This is a genomic window from Methylobacterium sp. CM6246, assembly GCF_054818005.1.
In genome coordinates this window covers 5,856,194-5,882,389 of record NZ_JBTXKY010000001.1, presented here as the reverse complement: position 1 = coordinate 5,882,389, position 26,196 = coordinate 5,856,194, and the positions used below count along the sequence as shown (strand labels likewise).

Below are 26,196 nucleotides of genomic sequence, written 5' to 3'. Positions count from 1 at the left end.
TGCCAGACCGATCGTGCCTGCCGTGCCCGGCGACGCGCCGTCATCCCGCCTGAGCCGCTGAGAGGCCCGGCCGCGGGGTGAGCGGCGTGGGCCGCCGGTCGCGGCCCTCAACCAGCAAGACCGGCGGCGCGCCGTCTCGTCATCCGCGAGGCGAGGCCATGAACGAGATCGCCCCCATCGACGCGCGCGTCGACCCCTCCGTGTTGGCCGCACGCCTCTCGGACGAGCGCGCCCCCGACATCGTCGAAGCATTGAACGACGAGGCCCCCGAGGTCGCCGCCGCGATCATCCTTGGCCTGCCGATGGATCGGGCGATCGAGGTGCTGGACCAGCCCGAACTCGATATGGCCGCCGACATCATCGAGATGCTGCCGCGCGACCGGGTGGCGGCCTACCTTTCGGGCATGTCGGCCGACCGGGTCACGGACGTGTTCCGGGAGATCGAGGAACCCGGCCGTTCCGACCTGCGCGCCCGCCTCGACGCCGAGACCCGCGGCGCCGTCGATCGGCTGTCGGCCTACGGCGAGGAGACGGTCGGCTCGCTGATGACCACCGAGTTCGTCACGGTGCCGGGCACCTGGACGGTGGGCCAGACGCTGGAGCACATCCGCCACGTCGAGAAGACCCGCGAGACCATCTACGCGATCTTCGTGCTCGATCCGCGCACCCGGGCGCTGACCAAGGCGGTACCCCTGCGCCGCCTGATCTCGGGCGACCCGAGCGACAACGTGCTCAGCGTCGCCCCGGGGCGGCGGCCGCTGGCGGTGTCGCCCACGGCGAGTCGCGAGGAGGCCGCCCGGCTGATCTCGAAATACGACCTGCTGGCGCTGCCCGTGGTCGACGCGGTCGGGCACCTGATCGGCATTGTCACGGTGGACGACATGATCGACGCCATGGTCGAGAAGCAGACCCAGGACGTGCAGCGCTTCGGCGGCATGGAGGCGCTGCCCGAGCCCTATATGGATATCGGCTTCTTCACGATGATCCGGAAGCGCGCCGGCTGGCTATGCGCGCTGTTCCTCTCCGAAATGCTCACCGCCTCGGCGATGCAGGGTTTTGAAGGCGAACTGGAGAAGGCGATCGTCCTGACCCTGTTCATCCCGCTGATCATGAGCTCGGGCGGCAATTCCGGCTCGCAGGCGACCTCTCTGCTGATCCGGGCACTCGCCCTGCACCAGATCCGCCTCGGCGACTGGTGGCGGGTGGCGCTACGCGAGCTGCCCACCGGCATCGTGCTGGGCAGCATCCTGGGGGTCATCGCAGTGATCCGGATCGTGGCCTGGCAGAAGCTCGGCCTCTACGATTACGGCGAGCATTGGCCGCTGGTGGCCGCCACGGTGGGTTCGGCCCTGATCGGGATTGTGATGTTCGGCTCGCTCGCCGGCTCGATGCTGCCGTTCATTCTGCAACGGATCGGCTTCGACCCCGCCACCGCCTCGGCCCCGTTCGTGGCCACGCTGGTCGATGTGACCGGGCTGGTGATCTACTTCTCCGTGGCGCTGCTGATCCTGCGGGGGACGCTGCTGTAGGGGCGCGTTTGCGGTTGCTTCCGGCCGGGAATGACAGGGCGGATGTCCGGAGCGCTCCGGATGTATTCCTCGGAGCTCTCCTTCCGCGGAGAGGTTTGAAGAGGCCGCTTCACCCCATGGCCTCGGCCAGCCGCTTGCGCTGCACCTTGCCATTGGCCGTTCGGGGCAGCGCGTCCAGGAACCGGATCTCCCGCGGCCGCTTGTAGGCGGCAAGCCGGGCCTCGCACCACGCGAGCAGGGCCTCGGCGTCGGGTTCGGCACCGGGCTGAAGCACCACGAAGCCGCAGATCACCGAGACATCGGCGCGCACCGGCAGCTCGGCCACCCCGACTTCCGCCACGGACGGGTGGGCCGAGAGCACGACCTCGACCTCGTTCGGCGAGACCCGATAGCCCATCGCCTTCATAAGGTCGTTGTTGCGGCCCTCGAACCAGACGTAGCCGTCGGCATCGAGCCGGGCGAGGTCACCGCCGACGAACCAGTCGCCGCGCATCACCTCGGCTTCCTCGTCGGGGCGGTTCCAATAGCCGAGCATCAGCGCGGGCTCCGAGCGGTGGACCGCCAGGAGACCGGTCTCGCCGGCGGGCAGCGGCACGGGCTCCCCCTCCACCGGGAGGATCGCGACGCGCCGGCCGGGCTGCGGCCGGCCCGGGGAGCCGGAGCGCACCGGGATGGTGGGCCCGCTGGAGATGTAGGTCGAGATCTCGCTCATCCCGAGCGCCTCGTAGAGGGGCTTGCCGGTGGCGCGGGTCCAGGCCTTGAGCAGCTCGATCGACAGCGGCTCGCCGGCGGTGCAGCCGTGGCGCAGGCTCGACAGGTCGTGGCTTTCGAGGGCGCCGTACTTCAGGATCTGGCGGTAGAGGGTCGGGACTGCGGCGAACAGGGTGGCCCTGTACGCCGCGATCAGACGCGGCCAGACCGACGGGTCGCGGGGGCCGTTGTAGAGCACCGCGGTGGCACCCACCGACCACGGATCGCTCAGGCCGACGCCCAGCGTGTAGGTCCAGTTCATGGTGCCGGCATGCAGCATCACGTCGGATTCGCCGAGCCCGATCCAGTGCTCGACCATGGGCCAGCGGCCATGGGCGGCCCTGTGGGCATGGAGCACCCCCTTGGGCCGGCTGGTCGTGCCGGAGGTGTAGATCAGCATCGCCGGGTCGTCTGCGGCGGTGTCGGCGTAGTCCGGAAGCGGGGCGGTGCCCTTCAGGGCGGTGATCGCGGCGGCGTCGAGCAGGATGCGGCTGCCCAGGGCCGCGGGCGGCACCGCGCAGCCGCCGCCGACCACGATCGCCCGGGCGCCGGAATTCTCCATCAGGAATTCGGCTTCGCCCTCGGTCAGCTGGGGCGAGGACGGCAGGGCCACCAGGCCGGCCGCTTGGGCGCCGAAGTAGATCAGGACGTAATCGGCCTCGTTGCCCATCCGAATCATCACCCGGTCGCCGGGCGTCAGCCCGAGCCCGAGCAGCCCCGCCGCGATGCTGCGCACCGCGCGGTCGACATCGCCGAAGCTGAGCCGGCTCGCGGTGCCGTCGCCGACCAGCACCAGCGCGGTCTTGTCTGGGCGCAGCCGCGCATTCTCCGCCAGGCAGTACCGGGCCGCGTTGAAGCGGGCCGGGGGATGGCGATGATCATGGAGCCGGAGGGCGTCGGACAAAGGGCGTTCCCCGCGTCTTGGGTTTTGCCCGGGTGTCCCGCATCGGCGCGCCGCCCGTCAACCTCGGGTGAGGCCAGCGCCGATGCGGAGCGCGTCAGGTCCGGCGTTGGGCCTGACCCTCCTGCTCCTCGAACCCTTTGAGCACCTTGTCGAGGGTCATGGGATACGCGCGGATCCGGATGCCGGTGGCATTGTGGATCGCGTTGGCGAGGGCCGCCCCGGCACCGCAGATGCCGAGCTCGCCGAGCCCCTTGCTCTTCAGCGGGTTCGTCTTGTCGTCCAGTTCGGGCAGGAACACCGCGTCGATCACCGGCACATCGGCGTGGACAGGGACGTGGTACTCGGCCAAGTCGTGGTTGACGAAGAAGCTGTAGCGGGAATCCACCACCGCATCCTCCATCAACGCCGCGCCAACGCCGAAGGTCATGCCGCCGATCGCCTGACTTCGCGCCGTCTTCGCATTGAGGATGCGCCCGCCGGTGAAGACGCCCAGCATTCTGCGAAGCCTGATCTCCCCGGTATCGGCATCGACGCCGACTTCCGCGAAGTGTGCGCCGTAGGAGTACTGCGAGAATTTCTGCTTCATCTCCCCCGGCTTGATCTCGCCGGAGGCCTCCAGGCCGGTGCCCGCGAGGTCTTTCAGCGATTCCGTGCGGTTGCCCGAGGTCACGGCGCCGTCCCAGAAGGTCGCGCCCTCCGGGTTCAGGTCGCCCGCCTTCAGCAGCGCCTGCCGGAGGTTGTCGCAGGCGACGTAGAGCGCGGATCCAGCCGATCCGGCCCCGAACGAGCCTCCCGAGCCGGACGCGAACGGGAAGTCGGTATCGCCCATCTCGACCCGGACACGCTCGACCGGAAGCCCCAGCATCTCGCCGGCGATCTGCGTGAGGATCGTGTAGGTGCCGGTGCCGGGATCGGTCATGGCCATGCGGACGACCAGCACCCCGTCGGGCCCAAGCCGCACCTTGGCCGAGGACGGCATCAGGGGGTTGAGCCTGGCGGCGGCCGACATGCCCATGCCGACGAGCCAGTTGCCCTCGCGCCGGCTGCCCGCCGCCTGCCGCTTGTCCCAGCCGAACAGGCGGGCGCCCTCGCGCATGCAGGGCACGAGCTGGCGGGTCGAGAACGGCACCTTCTTCTCGGGGTCCTCGGCGGGCTCGTTGCGCATCCGCAGCTCGACGGGGTCGATCTTCAGGTGCTCGGCCAACTCGTCCATGGCGCATTCGAAGGCGAGCTGCCCCACGGCCTCACCCGGCGCGCGCATGGCCGAGGCGATCGGCATGTTCAGGTTGACGAGCCGATGGCGCGTCACCCGGTTCTGCGCCGCGTAGAGCGAGCGGGTGACGTTGGCGGAGGTCTCGAAGAAGCCGTCGCCCTCGGCGGTGTCGGACCAGGATTCGTGCCCGATCGCCGAGAGACGTCCGTCCTTGTCGGCTCCCAGGCGAATCCGCTGGATCGTGTCCGTGCGGTGGGTCGCGACGTGGAATTCCTGCTGCCGGGTCATCGCGACCTTCACGGGCCGACGGATCACCTTGGAGGCCAGGATCGCCAGGGTCGCCTCGGGCTGCACCTGCAGCTTGGCACCGAAGCCGCCGCCGATATACGGGCTGACAATCCGCACCTTCTCGGGCGGCAGCTTGAGAACCGAGCCGAGGGCCTTCTGGCCGCGGTTCGGCATCTGGTTGGCGGTGTGCAGCACCACGCCGTCATCCTCCCAGGAGGCGATCGTGGCGTGCGGCTCCATCTGGGCGTGGATCTGCGGCGGCGTGGTGTATTCCACGTCGAGCTTCACGGGTGCCGCCGCGAAGGCGGCATCGAAATCGCCGAGCTTCGAGTCCGGGGGCGAGTTGACCGGCTTCGGCTCGTAGGCCGCCGCCATGTTGTCCTTCAGCAGCGCCTTGGGCTTGGCCGCATCGTAGCGGACCTTGACCAGCATGGCGGCGGCCCGGGCCTGCTCAAAGGTCTCAGCGACCACGAACGCCACGGGCTGCCCGTAGAACTTGATGTCGGTGCCCTGGAGCTGCGGCCAGACCTGCTCCTTCTTCTCACCCTGCTCTGGCACGTTCTCGTGGGTCAGGACAAGGATCGTCCCCGGGGCTCGGCGCGCGGCCTCGGCGTCGATCGCCCGGATCGTGCCGGCCGCGATGGTCGCCGGGACGATGTAACCGTAGGCGGGGTTCTTGAGCGCCCTGGTCTCGTAGGCGTAGGGCGCGTGCCCAGTGACCTTCAGCGGTCCGTCGACCCGGTCCAGCGGTTTACCGACGAGGCCGTCGGGACGGTCGTCGAGGGGCGTCCGGCCGATCGGCTGGTTCATCTCCATGGGACTTGTCCTTGCCGGGTTCTCTACGCGCGGGTCGCCTGCGCCATGACGGCGCGCAGGGTCCGCCGCGTCAGCGGGATCTTGAAGTCGTTGGCGCCGTAGCCGCGGGCGCCCTTCAGCACCGCGTCGGCGGCGGCATCGGCGGAGCCGGTCCGTACCAGCACCTCCTCGGCCTCGGCCACGCGCCAGGGTTTGTGCGCCAGGCCACCGAAAGCGAGTCGCGCCGCCGTCGGCTTACCGCCCTCAGCACCCGTGATGATCGCGGCCACCGACACGGTCGCGAAGGCGTAGGACGCCCGGTCGCGGACCTTGCGGTAGATGTGCTGACCGGCCACCGGCTTCGGCAGCGTCACCGCGGTGATGATCTCGCCCTTGCGCAGGTCGGTCTCAATCTGCGGCGTGTCGCCCGGCAGCCGGTGGAAGTCGGCGATCGGGATGGTCCGCGCCTGCCCGGCCGGATCCATGGTCTCGATGGAGGCATCCAGCGCCCGCATCGCGACATTCATGTCGGACGGGTTGGTGGCGATGCAGGCCTCGCTGGCGCCCAGCACGGCCATGATCCGGTTGAACCCGCCGATCGCGGAGCAGCCGGAGCCGGGCTCGCGCTTGTTGCAGGGCATCGCGGTGTCGTAGAAATAATAGCAGCGCGTACGCTGCAGCAGGTTGCCGGCGGTGGTCGCCTTGTTGCGCAGCTGGCCCGAGGCGCCGGCCAGCAGGGCCTTCGCCAGAACCGCGTAATCCTTGCGCACGCGCACGTCCGCGGCGAGGTCGGCGTTGCGCACCAGTGCGCCGATGCGCAGGCCGCCCTCCGGCGTCGCTTCGACTTTGTCGAGGGGCAGCCGGTTGACGTCGATCAGCGTCGCCGGGGTCTCGATCTGAAGCTTCATCAGGTCGAGCAGATTGGTGCCGCCCGCGATGAACTTCGCGTTCGGCCGCTCGGCCGCAAGCTTGGCTGCGTCCTGCACGGTGGCCGGACGCTCGTACGTGAAAGCCTTCATGTCCGCCCCCTCAGAGGTTGCTGGCGGCGGTATCGCGGATCGCCGCGACGATGTTCGGATAGGCACTGCAGCGGCAGATGTTGCCGCTCATCCGCTCCCGGATCTCGTCGTCGCTGAGGCTCGGGGTGGACGCGACGTCTTCGGTGACGTGGCTGGGCCATCCGGCCTTCGCCTCGCTCAGCATGCCCACCGAAGAGCAGATCTGGCCGGGCGTGCAATAGCCGCACTGGAAGCCATCATGCGCGATGAAGGCGGCCTGCATCGGATGGAGCGTGTCCCCGGTCGCCAGTCCCTCGATCGTCGTGACCGCGTCACCGTCGTGCATCGCTGCGAGCGTCAGGCAGGAATTGATCCTCCGGCCATCCACCAGCACCGTACAGGCACCACACTGACCATGGTCACAGCCCTTCTTGGTGCCGGTGAGGGCCAGGTGCTCGCGCAGGGCGTCGAGCAGGGTCGTGCGCGTGTCCAGGACCAAGTCGCGCGCCTCGCCGTTGATCGTGAGGCGCACAGGCATCGTCTGCGCGGCCAGATCGCCGGGGGCCGCGGTTGCGGCGGCCGCCGGCCGGAAGCCGAGGGCGCCGATTGCCCCGGCTGCGGCGCAGCCTTCTACGACAGCACGCCGCGTGAGAGCGAACGGCTTCGTCGGAGTGTCGTCTGTCATGCTGCTATCCCGCCCATGCGCGACGCTCACGGCGAAGCGCAGCCTGGAATTCAGTGTCCCAACGTCAGCGTCCGTAAATTAGATCCGGTCCAGACTGCGCCCCTTCACCGCGGCCATTCCCCGGGGCGTCAGATTTCAACCCTGGTCGATCCCTCGGCTCGATCCAGGTGACGCGGGCGCAACACCTCGTCCGGAGTGCTCAGTATGGCCGTCACAATCCCGACCTTGCCCCTCAACGACGGGCGTCGCATCCCGCAGATCGGCTTCGGATGCTGGCAATTATCGGAGTCACAGGCGCCCGATCTCGTCGGCCACGCGCTCAGGGCCGGGTATCGCCTGATCGACACCGCCGCCGCCTACGGCAACGAGGAAGGCGTCGGCCGTGGTATCCGCGCATCGTCGGTCCCGCGCGAAGACGTGTTTCTCACCACCAAACTGTGGAACGACCGCCAGGGCCGGGATGCGACGCGGCAGGCCTTCGACGAGAGCCTCAAGCGTCTCGGCCAGGATTATGTCGACCTCTACCTGATCCATTGGCCCTGTCCGCAGCGGCGCCTGTTCGTGGAGAGCTGGCGGACCATGATCCAGCTGCGCGACGAAGGCCGCGCGAAGTCGATCGGGGTTTCGAACTTCACCCCGGAGCACATCGTCACGTTGATCGGCGAGACCGGCGTCGCGCCAGCCGTCAACCAGATCGAACTCCACCCGCATTTCCAGCGGAAGGAGCCCCGCGCCGATGATGCCCGGCACACAATCGTCACCGAGTCGTGGAGCCCGCTCGGCCAGGGCAAGGAGCTGAACGACCCGGTCATCGTCGCCATCGCCCAGGCGCACGGCAGGAGCCCGGCCCAGGTGGTGCTGCGCTGGCAGGTGCAGATCGGCTGCGTCGCGATCCCGAAGACCGCCCGACCCGAGCGCATCGTCGAGAACGTCTCGGTGTTCGACTTTGCGCTCAGCGATCAGGAGATGACCCAGATCGCCGCCCTCGACCGGCCCGACGGGCGGATCGGGCCCGATCCTGCGACCTTCTGCTGAGCGCACGAGCCCTTTTGCGCCGCAGCATAACACTGCGCCGCAAAAGATTTATGCTCAAGGCTAGCATATCTAGACAGACGGGTGCGGCGCCCATAAGTTAGACGGCACAATGCTCAAACTGAGCATAATGGAGGACGCCATGACGGCGACCGTGTCACCCGTCTCTCGTACGTTGGTTCCAGGCCTGCCGCTGCCGGAACTCTACGCCCGTGTCAGCCGTCACGTTCCAGCAATCGAATGGCCGGCGCTCGCCCCCGATATCGAGGCGATCCTGCGGCTGAAGCGCGAGCGCAACGCGGTGATCCTGGCGCACAATTACCAGGCGCCGGAGATCTTCCACACGGTGGCCGACATCGTCGGCGACAGCCTGGCGCTGGCGCGCGAGGCGGTGAATGTCGATGCCGACGTGATCGTGTTGGCCGGCGTGCACTTCATGGCCGAGACCGCCAAGCTCCTGAACCCGAGCAAGACCGTACTGATCCCCGACATGGGCGCGGGCTGCTCGCTGGCCGATTCGATCACGGCCGCCGACGTGCGCGGCCTGCGGGCCAAATACCCGGGCGTGCCGATCGTGACCTACGTGAACACGTCGGCCGCCGTGAAGGCCGAATCGGACCTGTGCTGTACGAGCGGCAACGCCGTGGCCGTCGTGCGGTCGCTGAACGCGCCCCGGGTCCTGATGATCCCGGACGAGTTCCTGGCCCAGAACGTCCAGGCCGAGGTTCCCGAGGTCGAAATCCTGACCTGGGCTGGCCATTGCGAGGTGCACGAGCGCTTCACGCCCGCCGACATCCGCGACGTGCGGGACAGCTATCCCGGCGTCACGGTGATCGCGCACCCGGAATGCCCGCCCGACGTCGTGGCCGAATCGGACTTCTCCGGTTCCACCGCGATGATGATGGATTTCGTGCTGCAGAAGCGCCCGAGCCAGGTCGTCTTGGTGACCGAGTGCTCCATGGCCGACAACATCGCGGCGGCAAACCCGGACATCGAGTTCATCAAGCCCTGCAACATGTGCCCGCACATGAAGCGGATGAGCCTGAGCAACATCCGCAGGGCCCTGGAGACGTTGACCCACGAGGTCACCGTCGATCCCGCCTTGGCCGACCGCGCCCGGGCTGCGGTCGAGCGCATGCTGCTGGTGCGCTGACGATGAACGCCGTCACTCCCAACATGGCCGACCGCATCGTCGTGGTCGGCGGCGGCGTCGCCGGCCTCAGCGTCGCGTTGCGGCTCGCGCCGCGCCCCGTGACGCTGATCACTGCTTCGGCCCTGGGCCTCGGCACCGCTACCGGCTGGGCCCAGGGCGGCATCGCCGCCTCAGTCGGCGCCGACGACGCGGCGTCTCTCCACGCCGCCGATACCGTAGCCGCGGGCGCCGGGCTGACCGAGCCCGACGTGGCGCTCCGGGTCGCCCAGGCGGGCCCGGGGCTGATCGACTGGCTGGTGCGGATCGGCGTCCCGTTCGATCGCACCGAGGATGGCGCCCTGGCGCTCGGCCTGGAGGCGGCGCATGGCCGCCGCCGCATCGTCCGCTCGGGCGGTGATGCCACCGGGGCCCGCGTCCTCGAAGGATTGGTGCGCGCGGTCCTGGCCGCGCCGTCTGTGGAGGTGGTCGAAGCCCGTGCCTGCGACCTGCTGCGGGACACGCGCGGCGCGGTCGCCGGCATCGTGGCCGAGCGCGACGGCGCCCGGTTCCGCATCTTGGCGCGCGCCGTGGTGCTGGCCACCGGCGGCGTCGGCGCCCTCTACGCGGCGACCACGAACCCGCCCGGCGCCGTCGGCGGGGGGCTCGCGCTGGCCGCGCGGGCCGGGGCGGTGATGCGCGACATGGAGTTCGTGCAGTTCCACCCCACCGCGATCGCGGCCGGGGCCGATCCGATGCCGCTGGCCACCGAGGCGTTGCGCGGGGAGGGCGCCCGGCTGATCGACGGGGCCGGCGAAGCGGTCATGGCCGGAATCACCGGCGGCGACCTCGCCCCGCGCGACGTGGTTGCCCGGGGCATCTTCCAGGCGCTCCAACGCGGCCGCACGGTCTATCTCGATGCCCGCGGCGCCCTCGGGGCCGCGATGCCGAAGCGGTTCCCGACGGTGGCCGGCCTGTGTGCCGCCGCCGGCATCGATCCCGCCGTTCAGCCGATCCCGGTCCGCCCGGCGGCGCACTACCACATGGGCGGCGTGAAGGTGGATGCGCACGGAGCCACGTCGGTGCCGGGCCTCTATGCCTGCGGCGAGGTCTCCTCCACGGGCCTCCACGGTGCGAACCGGCTCGCGAGCAATTCCCTGCTGGAAGGGCTCGCCTATGCCGGCTTCATCGCCGACGCCCTCGACGTGCCGCTTCCAGGCGCGGTCGCACCCGAGACGATAACTCCCCGTTCGGTCGCGGATCTGTCGTCGATCCGCAGGCTCATGGAGGCCCAGGTCGGCGTGGTCCGCGATGCCGCCGGCCTCGAGCAGGCGGTCGCCACGCTCGAAGCTCACAGCGAGACCTGCGACGCCGCCCTGGTGGCGCTGATGATCGCCCGCGGAGCGCTCACCCGCCGGGAGAGCCGCGGCGCCCACTGGCGCAGCGACTTTCCGCATGTCGCCCCGGCAGCCCACACGGACACGACGCTCGCCACGCTGAACGCCGCGTACCGCGAGACCACGACCGCCGGGACGGAGTTGGCATCATGACGCAATCGGTCCTGACCGAAGAGATCCTGCCCTTGCCGCGGCTCCTGGTGGAGCCGGTGGTGCGTGCCGCCCTGATCGAGGATCTCGGCCGGGCCGGCGACATTACCACCGACGCGATCGTGCCGCCCGGGCAACGGATGCGCGGCGTCATCGCGTCCCGCCAGGACGGGGTAATCTCCGGCACCGACGCCGCCGCGATCGCGTTCGCGCTCATCGACCCGGCCGTGACCGTGACGGTCGAGCGCGGCGACGGGGCCCGGGTCGCGCCCGGCGACGTGGTGTTGCGCCTCGACGGCCCGGCCCGGGCGATCCTGACCGCCGAGCGCGTCGCCCTGAACCTGCTCTGCCGGATGTCGGGGGTCGCGACGGCGACGAACGGCCTCGTGGAGGCGGCTCGCCCGCACGGCAAGGCCTCGATCGTCTGCACCCGCAAGACGACGCCGGGCCTGCGCGCGCTGGAGAAGCACGCCGTGCGGGCCGGGGGCGGTTCGAACCACCGCTTCGGCCTCGACGATGCGGTGTTGATCAAGGACAACCACGTTGCGGTGGCCGGCGGCATCGTGCCGGCGATCCAGCGGGCCCGCGCACGGGCCGGCCACCTCGTGAAAATCGAGTGCGAGGTCGACAGCCTCGACCAGTTGGAAGAGGCGCTCTCGGTCGGGGTCGATGCCGTCTTGCTCGACAATATGGGCCCGGACCTGCTGACCCGTGCGGTGGCGATGATCGACGGCCGTGCCCTCTCGGAAGCCTCCGGCCGCATCACCCGCGAGACCGTGGGCGCGGTCGCGGCCTCGGGCGTGGACCTGATCTCCTGCGGCTGGATCACCCACTCGGCGGCGATCATCGACCTGGGGCTGGACGCCGCCTGATCGACAGAACCCTCTCCCGATGTGCGGGGGAGGGGGCCGCGCGCTTCATGCGGCCGTCATCACGTTTGGGTGACAAGTCTTCACCGTGTTGGTGGCGGCGACGGATCAAGTCTTTCGCACCGCATCCGGCTTGCTAAGGTCGCGCACGTCAGTGCCGCCCTCGACTGGATACGCCCGTGCGCCAAGTCTTCAGTCCCGCGGCTGGTCCTGCGGTCGTTCTGCCTGCTGCGCCGGTGGCGCGAAAGCCGGGCGCCGTTCGGCACGGGCCCGGGCCCGCGCTGATGATGGGGGCGCTCGGCGTCGTCTACGGGGATATCGGCACCAGCCCGCTCTACGCCTTCAAGGAGGCCGTGAAGGCGGCCACCGCCGGAGGCGCCGCGGTGCCGGCTGCGGCGCTCGGGGCCGTGTCGCTGATCCTGTGGTCGCTGATCCTCATCGTGTCGCTGAAATACGCGGTGCTGATCCTGCGCGCGGACAACCGGGGCGAGGGCGGCATCGTCGCCATGCTGGCGCTGCTGGGCGCCCGGCAGGCGCAGCCCGGCACGTGGAAGGCCGTGCTCCTGGTGGTCGGCCTCGTCGGCGCGGCTTTGCTCTACGGCGACGGCGCGATCACCCCGGCGATCTCGGTGCTCTCGGCGATCGAGGGGCTGAAGATCGATGCGCCGGTGCTGACACCGTTCGTGGTGCCGATCACCTTGGTGATCCTGGTCGCGCTGTTCGCCGTGCAGCACAAGGGCGTGGCGGCGATTGGCCGGGTGTTCGGTCCGGTGATGCTCGTCTGGTTCACGGTGCTGGTCCTGCTGGCGATCCCCAGCATCCTGCGGGCGCCGGAGATCCTCGGGGCGGTCAATCCCTGGCGGGCCGTGGACTTCCTGGCCCATGCCGGCTGGCACGTGAGTTTCATGATGCTGGGCGCGGCCTTCCTGGCGGTCACCGGCGGCGAGGCGATGTACGCCGATCTCGGCCATTTCGGCGCACCGGCGATCCGCGCGGCCTGGTTCGGCCTGGTCCTGCCGGCGCTGCTGATCCACTATTGCGGCCAGGGCGCCCTGCTGATCGCCGACCCGGGCGCGATCGAGAACCCGTTCTACCTGCTGGCCCCCGACTGGGCGCATTACCCGCTGGTGGCGCTGGCCACGATGGCCACCGTCATCGCCTCGCAGGCGGTGATCTCGGGCGTCTACTCGCTGACCCAGCAATCGATCCAGCTCGGCTTCATGCCGATGATGCGGGTGGTCCACACCGATCAGGACGAGCGCGGCCAGATCTACGTGCCGGCGGTGAACTGGCTGCTCGCCATCGGCACCCTCACGGCCGTGGTGGTGTTCGGCTCCTCCGATGCGCTGGCCGGCGCCTACGGCATCGCGGTCTCGGCGCTGATGGGCATCACCACCCTGCTGGCCGCCCTGATCGCCCTGCGTTGGGGTTACAACCCGATCCTGGTCGTGGCGGTCAACGGCTTCTTCCTGGCCATCGACGCTTTGTTCTTCGCCGCCAACAGCGTGAAGCTATTCGAGGGCGGCTGGTTTCCCCTGGTGCTGGCCGCGGCGGTCGCGTTCCTGATGCTGACCTGGATGAAGGGCAACCACGTCCTCGAGGCGGTGCGCGAGACCATGCGCCAGCCTGAGGCGACGTTCTTGGCCCGCCTCGCGTCGCACCCTCCGGTCACGCTGCCGGGAACAGCGGCCTTCCTCACCGCAGCCACCGAGGGCATCCCCATGGCCCTGGGCCGGCTGGTCGAACGCAGCCGATGCCTGCACGAGCGCATCCTGCTGATCACCGTGATCTACGAGGAGGCGCCGATGATCCCCGCCGAGGAGCGGGCGCAGGTGACTCTGGTCGCGCAAGGCATCCGCAAGGCGATCTCGCAATACACCCCCGGGATGGAACGCGTCGTGCTGCGCTACGGCTTCATGCAGACCGCCTCGATCCCCGAAGGCCTGCAATGCGCCGTGAGGAGCGGCCTGCTCCCGCCGGAATACCTAGAGGACCTGACCTTCTTCGTCGGCCACGAGGTGGTCATCCCGTCGGCCAAGCCCGGCATGGCGCTGTGGCGCCAGGGGCTGTTCGCCTTCCTGAAGCGCAACGCCGAGCGCACCGGCGCCCATTTCTGCCTGCCGACCCGGCAGATCGTGGAAGTGGGAACAGAAATCGAGATCTGAGCCGCGCGCGTCCCGCCGAACCCGTCGCCGCCTCATTGAAAACGGCCGGCCGGGCGGGCATATCGCCACCGCATTTTCCCCTATGCGGAGGCATTGCCCGTGAGCGAGACGATTGAGCGGCACGAATTCGGGGCGGAGGTGGGTCGGCTCCTCGACCTCGTCGTGCACGCGCTCTATTCCGACCGCGAGATCTTCCTGCGCGAACTCGTCGCCAACGCCGCCGACGCCATGGACCGGCGCCGGTTCGAGGCGCTGACCTCGGCGGCGAGCGCCCTGCCGCCGGACGCCAAGGTCCGGATCGTGCCCGACAAGGAGGCGCGCACCCTGACCGTCTCGGATGCCGGCATCGGCATGACCAAGGAGGATCTGGCGTCCAACCTCGGCACCATCGCCCGCTCCGGGACGCGGGCCTTCTCGCAGACGCTGGATGCGGCCAAGGCCGAGGATCGTCCGAGCCTGATCGGCCAGTTCGGCGTCGGCTTCTACTCGGCCTTCATGGTCGCCGACCGGGTCACGGTCACGTCGCGCCGGGCCGGCAGCGACGAGGCCTGGACTTGGGCGTCCGAGGGCCAGGGCAGCTACACCCTGGAGCTCGCCGATCGGCCTGAGCCCGGCACCGACATCGTGCTGCATCTCAAGGCGGACGCCGACGAGTACCTCGAACCCTACCGCCTCGACCACTTGGTGCGGAAATGGGCCGACTTCATCACCGTGCCGATCGCCATTGCGCGGGATGGCAAGGACGAATCGGCCAACCAGGGCACCGCGCTCTGGCGCAAGCCGAAATCCGAGGTGACCGAGGAACAGTACGAGGCGTTCTACCACGCCCTCGGGATGAACTTCGACAAGCCGTGGGCGACCCTGCACTGGCGCGCCGAGGGCCAGCTGGAATTCTCTGCGCTGTTGTTCGTGCCCGGCGCTAAGCCGTTCCAGGCGCTGGAGAACGACCGGCAGAGCAAGGTCCGCCTCCACGTCCGCCGGATGTTCATCACCGACGAGGCCGAGTTGCTGCCGCCGTGGCTGCGCTTCGTCCAGGGCGTCGTCGACACCGAGGACCTGCCGCTCAACGTCTCCCGTGAGATGCTGCAATCGACGCCGGCGCTCGCCCGGATCCGACGCGCCGTCACGGGCCGCGTCGTGTCCGAGCTGACCACCCGCGCCAAGGATGCCGAGAGCTACCAGAACTTCTGGGAGAATTTCGGCGCGGTGCTCAAGGAGGGCATCTACGAGGATTTCGAGCGCCGCGGCGAGATCGCGCCCCTCCTGCGCTTCCGCTCCTCGGCCGAGGACGGCTGGACCTCCCTGCCGGACTACGTGGCCCGCATGAAGGACGGCCAGGAGGCGATCTACTACCTCGTGGCCGACGATGCCGAGGCGCTGAAATCGTCGCCGCAGCTCGAAGGCTTCAGGGCCCGGGGCCTGGAGGTGCTGCTGCTCTCCGACCACGTCGATGCCTTCTGGCCCGACCAGCTCGGCAACTTCGAGGAGAAGCCGCTCAAGTCGATCACCAAGGGCGGCCTCGACCTGTCGAAATTCGCACCCGAGGGTGAGCAGCCGGAGGCGCCGGAAGGCATCGACGCCTTCGTGGCGGCTGTGAAGGTGGCGCTGGCCGGTGAGGTCTCGGACGTGCGCACCACCGACCGGCTGGTGGACTCGGCCGTGGTGCTCTCGGCCGGTACTGCTGGACCCGACCTGCAGATGCAGCGGCTGATGCGCCGGGCCGGCCGCGGCGGTGCCGGGCAGCCGGTGCTGGAGATCAACCCGCGTCATCCGTTGATCCGGGCGCTTGCGGCCTCTGCCGAATCGGAGATCCCCCAGGAAGCGGGCACGCTGCTTGATCTCGCCCGGATCCAGGACGGCGACAGCCCCCGCGATCCGGCGGCCTTCGCCCGGACCATCGCGGCGGCGCTGGCCGCAGCCCGAAGCACTTCGCGCTGACGGTCCGGTCGCGGCCCGGCATCCGCCCGAGCCGCGGCGCCGGGCTCTTCGCGCCCACGATGCTTCACGATGTGCGTGTGTGCTCACGCACATCGGCGTCGAAAGTTTCTAAGTTCGGTTGATCATTCCGAAACGGGCGAGCCATAACTTCGCCACTGGTCGGGACCATTTCCCGACCGGAGGCGCGGGCGCGGTGGGGGCCGCAGGCGTCTGAGCCGATTCCTCACTCGCGCGCGGCCTGCGCGCCTCACGGACGCTGCATGAACCCGGTCGAGGCTCAAGCCGGCAACGGACAGGCGGTCTTGGCGGCACGCACGCGGGCTCACGCCCGGGCGTACCGCCACAGCGGCCGCGTGCGCACGATGCGCCGACTCATCCCGGTCGCTGCGGGCGGCGCGGTGGCGCTGCTGCTCGCGTACCTGTTCAATCCGTTCGGGACGAGCCTGCCGGGAGTCTCGGTCGGCCCCGTGACGGTGGCCGGCTCCAAGGTCCGCATGGAGAACCCCCGGCTCGCGGGCTTCCGCCAGGGCAACCGCGGGTACGAGGTAACGGCCGATGCTGCCCTGCAGGATGTGCGCAAGCCGAGCCTGATCGAGCTGGAGCGGATGCGCGGCCACCTCGCCACCGACGATCAGGGCGGCGTCGCCCGACTCTCGGCGGCCTCTGGCCTGTTCGACACCGCCCGCGAGGCGCTCGACCTCAAAGACGACATCCGCATTTGGACCGACAAGGGCGAGGAAGCGCGCCTGCGCTCGGCCGCCGTGGTGTTCAAGACCGGCTCGGTGAGCTCCCAGGAGCCGGTCACCGTCTCGACCCCGCGCGCCACCGTGAACGCCAACGCCCTCGACGTGGTCGAGAACGGCAAGCGGATCTCCTTCGTCGGGAACGTGCATGTCGTGATCGCGAACGACGACCCGGCCGACAAGGCGTCCCCGCGCATCCTGACCTCGAACGCCGAGCCCGCGGAAACCGGCCGATGAGCGCGCGTGCAGCCCTCTGCGTGGCCCTGGCCGGTTGCCTGGCACTCGCCGGCCCCGCGCTGGCCGAGAAGCCGGCCAAGAAGGACTCGCCCTTCGGCAATATCGGCGGCGGCGGCAAGGATCCGATCAAGATCGACGCCGACCGCCTCGACGTGTTCGACCGGGAGAACCGGGCGGTGTTCGTCGGCAACGTCGTGGCCGTGCAGGGGGAGAGCACGATCCGCTGCTCGACCATGACGGTCTACTACAAGCGCGGCAAGGACGGCGCCGGCAAGGCCTCCGCGAGCAAGGATGCGGACGGCAAGGCTGCGGACACCGCCGACGAGGCGCCGGCGCCGAAGAATCCGGCCGAGAACGGCATTCAGAAGGTCGATTGCGCCGGTCCGGTCACGGTGGTCCAGAAGGACCAGGTCGCCACCGGCGATCACGCGGTGTTCGATCAGGACGCCAAGCGCATCGTGCTCACCGGCAACGTCGTGCTGAGCCAATGCCAGAACGTCACCCGCGGCCAGCGGCTGGTCTACGACATGGGCACCGGGCGCGCGAACATGGATCCGGTGGCTGGCGGCCGCGTCTCGGCGCTGTTCGTGCCCGGCGAGAAGGCCGACGCCAAGGATGGCAAGGGGAAGGGCTGCGCTCAGCCGCCGGTCAAGCCGCGGGCGCAGGTCAATTGAGCGGCGCGGTTGCGTTCCGGGCGGAGCCGCAGGACGCGGCGGGCCGCCCGACACTGCTCGGTCGCCTGTTCGGCCGTCGCGCGAGCCCGCCTGTCGCGGATGCCGACGAAGTCGCCGCCGCGGAAGAGGGCGGACCCGGCATCCTCAGCGTGCGCGGCCTGCGCAAGAGCTACGGCGCCCGCACCGTCGTGCACGAGGCCGGGCTCACGGTCCGCACCGGCGAGGCGGTCGGGCTGCTCGGGCCCAACGGCGCCGGCAAGACCACGATCTTCTACATGATCACCGGTCTGGTGGTGGCCGATCGCGGCCACATCACCCTGGATGGCCTGCCGATCACCCATCTGCCGATGTATCAGCGGGCGCGCCTCGGCATCGGCTACCTGCCGCAGGAAGCCTCGATCTTCCGCGGGCTGACCGTCGAGGACAACATCCGCGCGGTGCTCGAAGTGGCCGAGCCCGACCGCAAGGCGCGGGCCCGCAAGCTCGATTCCCTGCTCGAGGAGTTCGACATCGCGCGGCTGCGCAAGTCGCCCTCGATCGCCCTGTCGGGCGGTGAGCGGCGGCGCTGCGAGATCGCCCGGGCGCTGGCCTCGTCGCCGACCTTCATGCTGCTCGACGAGCCGTTCGCCGGCATCGACCCGATCGCGGTGGGCGACATCCAGGATCTGGTGAAGCACCTCAAGCAGCGCGGTATCGGCGTGCTGATCACCGACCACAACGTCCGCGAGACCCTGGGCCTGATCGACCGCGCCTACATCGCCCATTCCGGCCGCATCCTCACGGAGGGGACCCCGGAGGAGATCGTGGCGAACCCCGACGCCCGGCGGCTGTATCTCGGCGAGGATTTCAGGCTCTGACAGCCTGGACATGATGCTCGGACGCGGAGCAGATCCGCGACGGTCCTGCTCCGCTCCGAAGCCAATCACCCCTTCCAGTTCTTCAGCGCCGCGAACGGGCTATTGGCCTCCGGGGGCTTGTCCGGGTTCAGCACCGGCTCGACCTGCGCGATGGCGTCCGCCATCGAGAAGACGGATCCACTCTGGAGCCGGCCGCCGGCGGCGTCGCGATGGCCGCCGCCGCGGAACAGGCGGGCGCCGTCGAGGGCCGTGCCGTCGTTCGAGCGGAACGACATGGTGCCCATCCGCTGTACGTTGACGACGCGCTTGGCCCGGCCGGCATCCATGATCAGGTCCGAGACCCGCTGGAACGTGCCCGAATCGAGGGCGAAGGACAGGAGCGTGCCATCCTTGAGCGGGCGGAACAGCGCGTCCGAGCGGGCGAGCGCCCGGGCGAGACGCATGCGCGTTGTGAGCGCCCGGTCGTCGTCCGGCGCGTCGCGCAGGAGGGTCTCGACCACCTCGGAGCGGATCGCCAGGGCACGCCGCTCCAGGTCGGCCGGGGTGGCGCCCTCGCGCAGGGAAACGGCGGCCGCACGCAGCAGCCCGGACATGAAGGCCTCATGCCAGGGATGGCCGACGGGCACGAAGCTCGACACGCTCTCCCAGAACAGCTCGTCCAGTGCCAGGCCCCCCGGGAAGGCTGGGCTGTCCTTGCGCCAGAGGTCCACCGCATCGATCGCCGCCACCAGGGCGGAGAGGTCGGTCTCGGGCTCGTGGGTGGCGAACAGGGCCCGGTGATCGAAGGTCATCCGGGTGGCGCAGACGTTTTCGTCGATCAGCACGACGCAATCCGGATCGCCGAGATCGATCCGGCTCAAGCCCGGACGTTCGGGATCGGCCACGGGCTCCAGTCCCTGGCGGCGCAACTGGTCCAGCGAGGAGGCGTGGTGGTCGAGGACCACGAGCTTATGCTTCCTTCCGTCCTCGCGGCGGCGGTTCATGGCCGCGAACTTCTTCAGGCCCGCGATAGTCTGCTCCTCCAGGCCGAGGTCGGTCATGAGCAGGATCTCGCCCTCGCCCGCCCGGGCCAGGCGTTTGGTCTCGTCCTCGAAGACGGGGCCGACATCGCTGTAGCGGGGTACGTGGACGACGCGCTCGACCGCCGTGCAGGCTGCGGCGACCGTGGCGGCGCCGTAGCCGTCGAGGTCGTGGTGGGTGATCTGGATCAGGCGCACGCGGGGCGGTCTCGGTCGGTGACGGGTGCGAGCGGTCTACGACGCCCGGCGCTGCGACGCGAGGCCCCCGACTGTCAGCCGGCAGCTTCCCCTTGCCGGCATTCGGTGCAGAATATCGCTCGGACGCCGTGAGTCGCGGACGCGCGATCGGTCCCGAAGCACCCTGAAGAGTGCGCGTCAGCCAAGGGGGAAGCAGTGGCTCCAGTCGCAACGCCGCGCGTGAAGCGCATCCAGACGATCTCGCTCGCCCTTCTGGTGACGGCCGGAGTGGTCAATTACGTCGACCGCGCCACGCTGGCGGTGGCCAACCCGCTGATCCGGCAGGATCTCGGCCTGTCGATCCCCGACATGGGATTGCTGCTCTCGGCATTCCTGTGGGCCTATGCCTTCGCGCAGCTCCCGGCCGGCGCCCTGGCCGACCGGCTGGGTCCGCGGCTGACGCTGACCATCGGGCTGAGCTGCTGGTCGCTCGGCCAGATGCTCGGTGGAGCCGTGACCTCGTTCTGGCAGTTCGTCGGCGCGCGTATCGTGCTCGGCCTCGGCGAGGCGCCGCATTTCCCGACCTGCGCCCGGGTCTCGCGGGACTGGTTCAACATCCGCCAGCGCGGCACCGCCACGGGGATCTGGAACTGCGCATCCTCCCTCGGCACCTTCCTGGCCCTGCCGCTGCTTACCTTCCTGATGGTCGCCTTCGGCTGGCGGGCCATGTTCATCATCATGGGTGTGGCCGGGCTGGCGCTCGCCGGGATCGTCTACCTGGTGTTCCGCAACCCGCCGGAGATAGACCTGACCCCGGCCGAGCGCGCCTTCCTGGAGGAGGGCGATGCGCCCAACACCGACCGCCGCGTCACCTGGAACGCGTGGAAGCGGCTGTTCCGCTACCGGACCAGCTGGGGCATGATCATGGGCTACTTCGGCTGCATCTACATGACCTGGCTCTACACGGCCTGGCTGCCGAGCTACCTCGAGATCGAGCGCCACTTTACCCTACAGAAGACCGGAATCGTCGGGGCGATCCCGTTCGCCTTCGGGGTGCTGGGCGGCATCCTCGGCGGCCGGATCGTCGACATCCTGATCCGGCGCGGGGTCGATCCGATCCGGAGCCGCAAGATCCCGATGGTGGTGGGCCTTCTGGCGACCGCGGCCTGCACCGTGGTGGCGGCACTGACGCCGAGCGACACGCTCGCCATCGCGTGCATCTCGGCGTCACTGTTCCTGGTCTACGTGAGTTCGTCGGCCGCCTGGGCGATGGCCTCCGTGGCGGCGCCGGCCAACGCCACCGCTTCGCTCGGCGCCATGCAGAATTTCGGCGGCTATATCGGCGGCGCCCTGGCCCCGATGATCACCGGCTTCATCGTTGGCGGGACCGGTCATTTCTCCATGGCCTTCATCACCGGCGCGGTGATCGCCGTCGTGGCGGCGCTCGGATACTGGACGCTGATCCAGGACCCGATCGCCGCGGAGGCGCCCGCGGAGACCTTCGTCGCCGGGCTCAAGCCGGCCGCTTAGGCGGCGGTCAGCCGCGCAGGTGCGGCACCGGTGCGTGGAGATCGCGCGCCGGCGTCCGGGCCGGGAAATTCCGGCGCATCAGGTCGACGAAGGTCGCGGCGGGCCCGTCCCAGTCGTGCCGGGCGGCATGCGCCCGGGCGGCGCTCGCATCGAACGGCAGCCGCCCGTCGATCGCGGCGCCCATGAGCTCGGCCAGCCGCTCGACCCGGTCCGGGGCGTCCGGATCGAAGTAGCTCGCCGCGCTGCCCCCCGCCTCCGGGATCGCGGTGAGGCTCGAGGCGATCACCGGCGTGCCGCGGGCGAGGCTGTCGAGCACCGGGATCCCCCAGCCTTCGCCGCGGCTCGGGAAGACCAGCGCGGCGGCCCGGCCGTAGAGGTCGGACAGGCCGTTATCATCGATCCCGGCGATGTGCACCGCGTCCGGGGTCCGGGTCAGCCGGTCGAGGGTCTCGGGCCGCTCGCCGTCGCCCTTGCCGACGACGATCAGCCGGGCCGCGCCCTCCGGCAGGCGTGCGAACGCATCGAGCACCAGGCCGAGATTCTTGCGTGGCTCCAGGCGGCCGACCATCAGCAGGTACGGGCGTCCGTCCGCGAGCGGATGCCGCTCGGCCGAAGCCCGTGGCGGGGTCGATCCGCAGCGCACCTCGGCGATCCGGCTGCGATCGATGCCGTAGACCTTCGCGATGGAATCGCGGCTGTAATCGGAGATGGTCAGGACCAGCTTGGCGCGCCGGGCCGAGAGCCGCGTGAGGATGCGGTTCCGCCAGCGCATACGCCACGTGAAGAACTCGGGATGGGTCTCGAACAGGATGTCGTGGACCACCACCACCTGGCGGTCGCCCGGCACCAGCGGCGGGGCGATGTAGGTGGTCAGCAGGGTATCGAGGCGGTCGCGGAAGACCAGCCACGGCCAGATCGCGAGCAGGCGCAGGCTCGCCGGCACCCGCGGCAGCTTCTGGTGCTCGATATTGGCGCCCGAAACGAGGCGGGCGCAGGCCTCCGGGTTTCCGGAATAGACCACGTAGGTCGCGTCCGGATGGCGGGCGGCGGCGCGCCCGATGATGTTCACGAGCCAGGTGCGGCTGCCCTGGGGCTTGCCGGTGAGCACGTGCGCGTCGATGCCGATGCGTAGCATGTTACGGGCTCCTGTAGGCGCCGAAGGTCGGGGCTTCGCCGGCCACGTAGGCTTGACCGGCGAGGTCGCGGGTTGCGCCGAGCGGGATGCCGGCGCGGGCGGGGGGCTTGGTCAGCGCGAGGCCGCCCGAGAGTGGGGCGGCCGGGTCGCGGAAGGCGGGGGTGCCGGTCAGGTCGGGGCCTTGGCCGTGCAGCGGCAGGCTCGCCCCGTCGCTGGTGGTCGTGGCGGCCCAGCGATAGAGCGGCGCGCCGACGCGGCTGCCGATGAAGTTCGGCCCGATGGCGTTCCCGTTGTCGGCGGTGGTCGCCTCGACCGCGATGGCTGCGATGCCGGGCCGGGTGGCGAAGGCGATGTTGTTCAGCACCCGGTTGCCCGCGGTGCGGTCGACCGACTTGGTGTAGTCCGAGGCCAGCACGATCTCGCCGCGGTAGACGTGCTTGCCGCCGGAATCGCGCATGTTGCCGGTGACGGTGTTGTTCACCACCGTGTTCGAGCCGGCGTCGAACAGGTTGATGCCGGCGCCGTCGTTGTCGGTCGCGACGTTGAACGCGACGGTATTGCCGTCGCACCATTGGTCGATCTGGATGCCGTTGCCGTCCTGGCCGGTGGTTTCCTTCTGGCCGGTGACGATGTTGTACCGGATGGTATTGCGGTCGCCCGCGTCCTGGGCTGCATCCTTGGCGTAGACGTGGATGCCGGAGGTGCCCGACATGCCGACGCCGTTGCCCGAGACCCGGTTGCCCTCGACCACGTAGCCGGAGCCGTTGATCTCCATCCCGTGGATGCCGTTGCCGGTCACCGTGTTGGCCAGGATATAGCTCGGATCCTCCGGCGGCACGTTGATCACGTCGATGGCGACGCCGTGGGTCTTGTTGTCGGAGAGCGTGTTGCCGGTGATGCGGTGGCCGGCCCCGGCGCCGTCGCCGATCCAGATGCCGAGACCGGATTTCGACACCGTGGAGTCCGCCACCGTCACGTGGTGCGAGCCGCGGCGGATGATGAAGCCGGAATTGACCGCGCCCTGCACGGTCAGGCCGGTCACCGTGACGTAGGCGGCGTTCTCGAACACTACCGAGTTCGACAGGACCGGCCTGGTCCCGGCGACGGCCGCCACGGTGACCGGTGCCTCGGCGCTGCCGCGGGCGCCGATCACCGCCACGTCGCCGTAGCTGCCGCCGCGGATCAGCACGCTCGATCCGGGCCCGAGGCTCGCGAACGGGACGTCTGCGAGCCGGGCCACCGTGCGGTAGTTTTCCATGGCGCCGCCCGCGGGATCGACCAGGATGCGCTGCTGTGATTGCGCATCGGCCGCGCCGCAGGCGGCAAGCGCCGGTAGCAGCAGGGCGGCGAAAAGGTTCTGAGCGTGCATCCGGGAGCCGCTCACGCCGCCAGCGCCCGGGCGATGGCGAGGCGCTTCTGGCGCTGGAACAGGCGGCGCCAGACCGTGCGGCCGGCCTCGGGACTGATCCGAGTGAGGACACGTGCCGCCATCTGCCAGCCGGGCAGCAGCGCCGTGGGCATCGCCAGGTCGGCGACGCGGTGGCGCGGGGCGGCGGCCAGCGGCGGCGGGCCGACGAGGCCGAGCCGGGTGAGATCGGGCGCGAGGTCCGGGCGCTTCCGGTACCACAGCACCAGCGCCGCCCCCTCGCGCTCGGCGATGCGCAGGTAGGCCGTCTCGTCCAGGAGGTGGTGGTGATAGGCCAGCGCCTCCGGCTCATAGAACAGGTGCATGCCGCGCCGGGCCAGCCGCTCGCCGAGTTCGATGTCCTCATGCCAGGTCAGGCGCGGATCGAAGCCGCCCGCCTCTTCGAGCAGCCGGCGATCGACGCTGACGTTGCAGGTCAGGAAGGCGTCCCAGCCCACTTCCACCCGGCCCGCGAGCGAGTCGTACGACGCGTCGTGGTGCAGGGCGGAGAACGGCGAGAACGGCAGAGCCGGGTCGATGGTCATGCGCCCGAGGATCGCGGTCTCGCGTCCGCCCCGCCTGGCATGGGCGGCGAGATGCGCATCGACGAGGCTGGGGGCCGGGATCGTGTCGTCGTTGACGATCAGGAGCCGCGCGCCCCGGGCCAACGCGATCGCCCGGTTCCTGGCCGCGTTGGCGCCGGCATTCTCCTGGCGCAGGTGCACGACCGGGATGCGGCCGGTGGCGACCGCGTGGCTGATCACCGTGCCGGTGGCGTCGGCGGAGCCGTCGTCGCAGACGACGATCTCGAACGGCCGGTCGGTCGTCTGTCGGTCGAAGGCCCGCAGGCACAGGCGCAGCGTGTCGGCGCGGTTGTAGGTCGGGATGATGACCGAGAGCACGGGGACGTCGCTCATGACGAAGCTTCCGGGATCGAGAGGGGGAGGGGAGCGGCGGTGGAGCGGCCGCGCAGGCACAGCCAAGCCGCCACCGCAGCGGAGAGGACGGCGGCGAAAGGCACCGTGATCGGCGCGAGCGTCGCCGGGCCGGCGGCCCAGGCGAGGGCGGTGACGAGGCCGGGGCCCAGCACGGTCGGGGCATCGCCGGGCGCCAGTGGTGCGCCGGCTTCGCGCCAGAAGGCGTGGGCGACCACCGCCAGCATCGCGACCTCGGCCAGGAGGGCGGCCCAGGCCGCGCCGAGCAGCGGATCCAGGGGGATCAGCACCGCGCAAGCGGCCAAATTCGTGGCGCAGGCGGCCGCACTGCCGCGCACCGCGAAGCCGGTCCGACCGAGGGGAACCAGACCGGCGAACAGCACCGTGGCGGTGATCAGCAGGGCGCTCATCGCGGCTGCGATGCGCAGGACCGGCGCGGCCGCAGCGAAATCCGGCCCGAAGATCACACGCACCAGGGGATCGGCGACCGCGCAGGCCGCCACGGTTCCGGCCCCCGCGGCCGCCAGGATCACGATCAGTGCGGGGCGCACGCTGGCGCGCAGCCGATCGGTGCCGGAACGTGTCGGGCCGGCATCGATGGCGCCGACTGCCCGGCCGAACACGGGCACGAGCGGCGCGCACAGGGTGATCGCCACCGCGGCGCCGAGCTCGAAGAACCGGAAGCCCGCGGTGAACTGGCCGAGCTCCGCCGCACCCGCCAGCGCCGCCAGCATGATCAAGCTGATGCGGCCGTTGAGTGAGCCGAGGGCGTTCGAGATCCCGACGCCGGCCGCGGCCCGGATCGTCGCCCAGCCCTGCGACAGGGAAGCGGGACGCAGAGGCAGAAGCTTGGCGGCCAGGATCAGCCCGACCACGCCGTAGACGATGCCCGAGGCCACCGCGACGATGCTCAGGGCCGCCTCGGGGAGCTGCAACCAGAGCGCGAGTGCCGTGCCGCCGACCAGGACCACGGCGTTGGCCAGGGACGGCCAGACCGACCAGCCCGGCTTCCCGCAGACCTGGAACAGGGAATCCTGGAAGCGCGCGGCCGCGAGCGGCATCAGCACGGCGGCGAGGGCCAGCGCCGGCCGGATCTCCCCGGGCAGCAGCGGCAGGGCGCCGAGCAGCAGCAATCCGGTGCCGCCGCCGAGGAGCAGCCGGGCCGATATCATGCGGCCGAATTCCGCCGCCCGCATCTCCGGCGCGCCGGCGCCGAGGCGTGACCCGAAGGTCAGCGTGGTACCGAAATCGGCCGCGATGAGCGCCACCGCCAGCACCGCGAGGGCCAAGCCGTAGCGGCCGAGCGCCGCCGGGCCGACGCCGTGCCCGACCATCACGAAGGCGGCGAAGCCGGCGGCCAAGTAAACCCCGCGGCCCGCGGCCTGTCCAAGCAGATTGGCGCCGTACCGCATGCCGCCCGGGCGGCCACGTCCGCGCAATCGATTTACCAAGCGGACCATCTCTCGGTGGAGCCTTACTGAAAACCGCGACCTACGATTGCATCGTGGCAGGGTGCGTATGGCTTGCAACCGTATCTTCAATTTATGGTTGCAGAGATAAAGCGTCTGAGGAAACCGGAGGACTGCGTATGTCCGAGCGCGCAGAGACTGACGCCGCCCGAGGGATCCCCCTTGCGGGCGCA

Annotated in this window: 20 protein-coding genes; 11 read left to right on the top strand and 9 right to left on the bottom strand. The window is 70.1% G+C overall.

What is annotated here, in order from left to right; all coding sequences use genetic code 11:
• The first annotated feature begins 158 nt into the window (after positions 1-158).
• Entirely contained in the window at positions 159-1,529 is a 1,371-nt protein-coding gene (gene mgtE / locus ACYQPG_RS28365) for a magnesium transporter (protein ID WP_147906251.1), read from the top strand.
• A 109-nt stretch (positions 1,530-1,638) separates the two neighbouring features.
• Here mgtE and ACYQPG_RS28360 read toward each other — a convergent pair whose 3' ends face one another.
• The 4 genes from ACYQPG_RS28360 to paoA form a co-directional block, all read right to left on the bottom strand.
• A complete protein-coding gene (locus ACYQPG_RS28360) occupies positions 1,639-3,183 on the bottom strand; it encodes an acyl-CoA synthetase (protein WP_461232230.1) in 1,545 nt (514 codons plus the stop codon).
• A 94-nt stretch (positions 3,184-3,277) separates the two neighbouring features.
• A complete protein-coding gene (locus ACYQPG_RS28355) occupies positions 3,278-5,500 on the bottom strand; it encodes a molybdopterin cofactor-binding domain-containing protein (RefSeq protein WP_461232229.1) in 2,223 nt (740 codons plus the stop codon).
• Between the two features lie 23 nt (positions 5,501-5,523).
• A complete protein-coding gene (locus tag ACYQPG_RS28350; RefSeq protein WP_419830780.1) occupies positions 5,524-6,498 on the bottom strand; it encodes an FAD binding domain-containing protein in 975 nt (324 codons plus the stop codon).
• A gap of 10 nt (positions 6,499-6,508) precedes the next feature.
• Positions 6,509-7,162 carry an aldehyde dehydrogenase iron-sulfur subunit PaoA gene (gene paoA / locus ACYQPG_RS28345; RefSeq protein ID WP_419831098.1) on the bottom strand — a complete coding sequence of 218 codons (654 nt, stop codon included), beginning with the start codon at positions 7,160-7,162 and terminating at the stop codon, positions 6,509-6,511.
• Between the two features lie 204 nt (positions 7,163-7,366).
• Here paoA and ACYQPG_RS28340 point away from each other — a divergent pair, with 204 nt between their 5' ends.
• From ACYQPG_RS28340 to lptB, 9 genes are all read left to right on the top strand, one after another.
• Positions 7,367-8,197: an aldo/keto reductase gene (locus ACYQPG_RS28340; RefSeq protein ID WP_147906246.1), complete on the top strand. Its 831-nt coding sequence runs from the start codon at positions 7,367-7,369 to the stop codon at positions 8,195-8,197.
• A 139-nt stretch (positions 8,198-8,336) separates the two neighbouring features.
• The gene (gene nadA / locus ACYQPG_RS28335) at positions 8,337-9,347 is read left to right on the top strand and encodes a quinolinate synthase NadA (protein ID WP_147906245.1); all 1,011 of its coding nucleotides are present in this window, start codon (positions 8,337-8,339) and stop codon (positions 9,345-9,347) included.
• Positions 9,348-9,349: 2 nt separating this feature from the next.
• Positions 9,350-10,873 (top strand): L-aspartate oxidase, encoded by a 1,524-nt coding sequence (locus ACYQPG_RS28330; protein ID WP_461232228.1) that lies wholly within the window; start codon positions 9,350-9,352, stop codon positions 10,871-10,873.
• Complete coding sequence (gene nadC / locus ACYQPG_RS28325) at positions 10,870-11,742, top strand: carboxylating nicotinate-nucleotide diphosphorylase (protein WP_461232227.1); 873 nt, start codon at positions 10,870-10,872, stop codon at positions 11,740-11,742. The genes ACYQPG_RS28330 and nadC overlap by 4 nt, the downstream gene beginning before the upstream one ends.
• A 281-nt stretch (positions 11,743-12,023) precedes the next feature.
• Entirely contained in the window at positions 12,024-13,904 is a 1,881-nt protein-coding gene (locus tag ACYQPG_RS28320; RefSeq protein WP_461232518.1) for a potassium transporter Kup, read from the top strand.
• Between the two features lie 99 nt (positions 13,905-14,003).
• On the top strand, positions 14,004-15,842 hold the full coding sequence (gene htpG, locus ACYQPG_RS28315) for a molecular chaperone HtpG (protein WP_461232226.1): 1,839 nt from the start codon (positions 14,004-14,006) through the stop codon (positions 15,840-15,842).
• A 260-nt stretch (positions 15,843-16,102) separates the two neighbouring features.
• Positions 16,103-16,822: an LPS export ABC transporter periplasmic protein LptC gene (gene lptC, locus ACYQPG_RS28310; RefSeq protein WP_461232225.1), complete on the top strand. Its 720-nt coding sequence runs from the start codon at positions 16,103-16,105 to the stop codon at positions 16,820-16,822.
• Complete coding sequence (locus ACYQPG_RS28305; protein ID WP_419830776.1) at positions 16,819-17,496, top strand: LptA/OstA family protein; 678 nt, start codon at positions 16,819-16,821, stop codon at positions 17,494-17,496. The genes lptC and ACYQPG_RS28305 overlap by 4 nt, the downstream gene beginning before the upstream one ends.
• On the top strand, positions 17,493-18,353 hold the full coding sequence (lptB, locus tag ACYQPG_RS28300; RefSeq protein ID WP_147906238.1) for an LPS export ABC transporter ATP-binding protein: 861 nt from the start codon (positions 17,493-17,495) through the stop codon (positions 18,351-18,353). Before ACYQPG_RS28305 ends, lptB begins: the two co-directional genes overlap by 4 nt.
• A 65-nt stretch (positions 18,354-18,418) precedes the next feature.
• Here the strand turns inward: lptB and ACYQPG_RS28295 are convergent, their stop codons facing one another.
• A complete protein-coding gene (locus ACYQPG_RS28295) occupies positions 18,419-19,570 on the bottom strand; it encodes a dimethylmenaquinone methyltransferase (RefSeq protein ID WP_461232224.1) in 1,152 nt (383 codons plus the stop codon).
• Positions 19,571-19,765: 195 nt separating this feature from the next.
• Between ACYQPG_RS28295 and ACYQPG_RS28290 the strand changes: the two genes are divergently transcribed.
• Entirely contained in the window at positions 19,766-21,079 is a 1,314-nt protein-coding gene (locus ACYQPG_RS28290) for an MFS transporter (protein WP_147937968.1), read from the top strand.
• 7 nt (positions 21,080-21,086) lie between these two features.
• On the opposite strand, the gene ACYQPG_RS28285 is transcribed toward ACYQPG_RS28290, so the two are convergent.
• Genes ACYQPG_RS28285 through ACYQPG_RS28270 form a run of 4 tightly spaced genes read right to left on the bottom strand, consistent with a single transcriptional unit; the run spans position 21,087 to position 25,915 of the window.
• On the bottom strand, positions 21,087-22,214 hold the full coding sequence (locus ACYQPG_RS28285; RefSeq protein ID WP_461232223.1) for a glycosyltransferase family 4 protein: 1,128 nt from the start codon (positions 22,212-22,214) through the stop codon (positions 21,087-21,089).
• A gap of 1 nt (position 22,215) precedes the next feature.
• Positions 22,216-23,583, bottom strand: coding sequence for a right-handed parallel beta-helix repeat-containing protein (locus ACYQPG_RS28280; protein ID WP_461232222.1), 1,368 nt, complete (start codon positions 23,581-23,583; stop codon positions 22,216-22,218).
• A gap of 11 nt (positions 23,584-23,594) precedes the next feature.
• Positions 23,595-24,536 (bottom strand): glycosyltransferase family 2 protein, encoded by a 942-nt coding sequence (locus ACYQPG_RS28275; protein WP_461232221.1) that lies wholly within the window; start codon positions 24,534-24,536, stop codon positions 23,595-23,597.
• Complete coding sequence (locus ACYQPG_RS28270) at positions 24,533-25,915, bottom strand: oligosaccharide flippase family protein (protein WP_461232220.1); 1,383 nt, start codon at positions 25,913-25,915, stop codon at positions 24,533-24,535. The genes ACYQPG_RS28275 and ACYQPG_RS28270 overlap by 4 nt, the downstream gene beginning before the upstream one ends.
• Positions 25,916-26,196 lie beyond the last annotated feature (281 nt).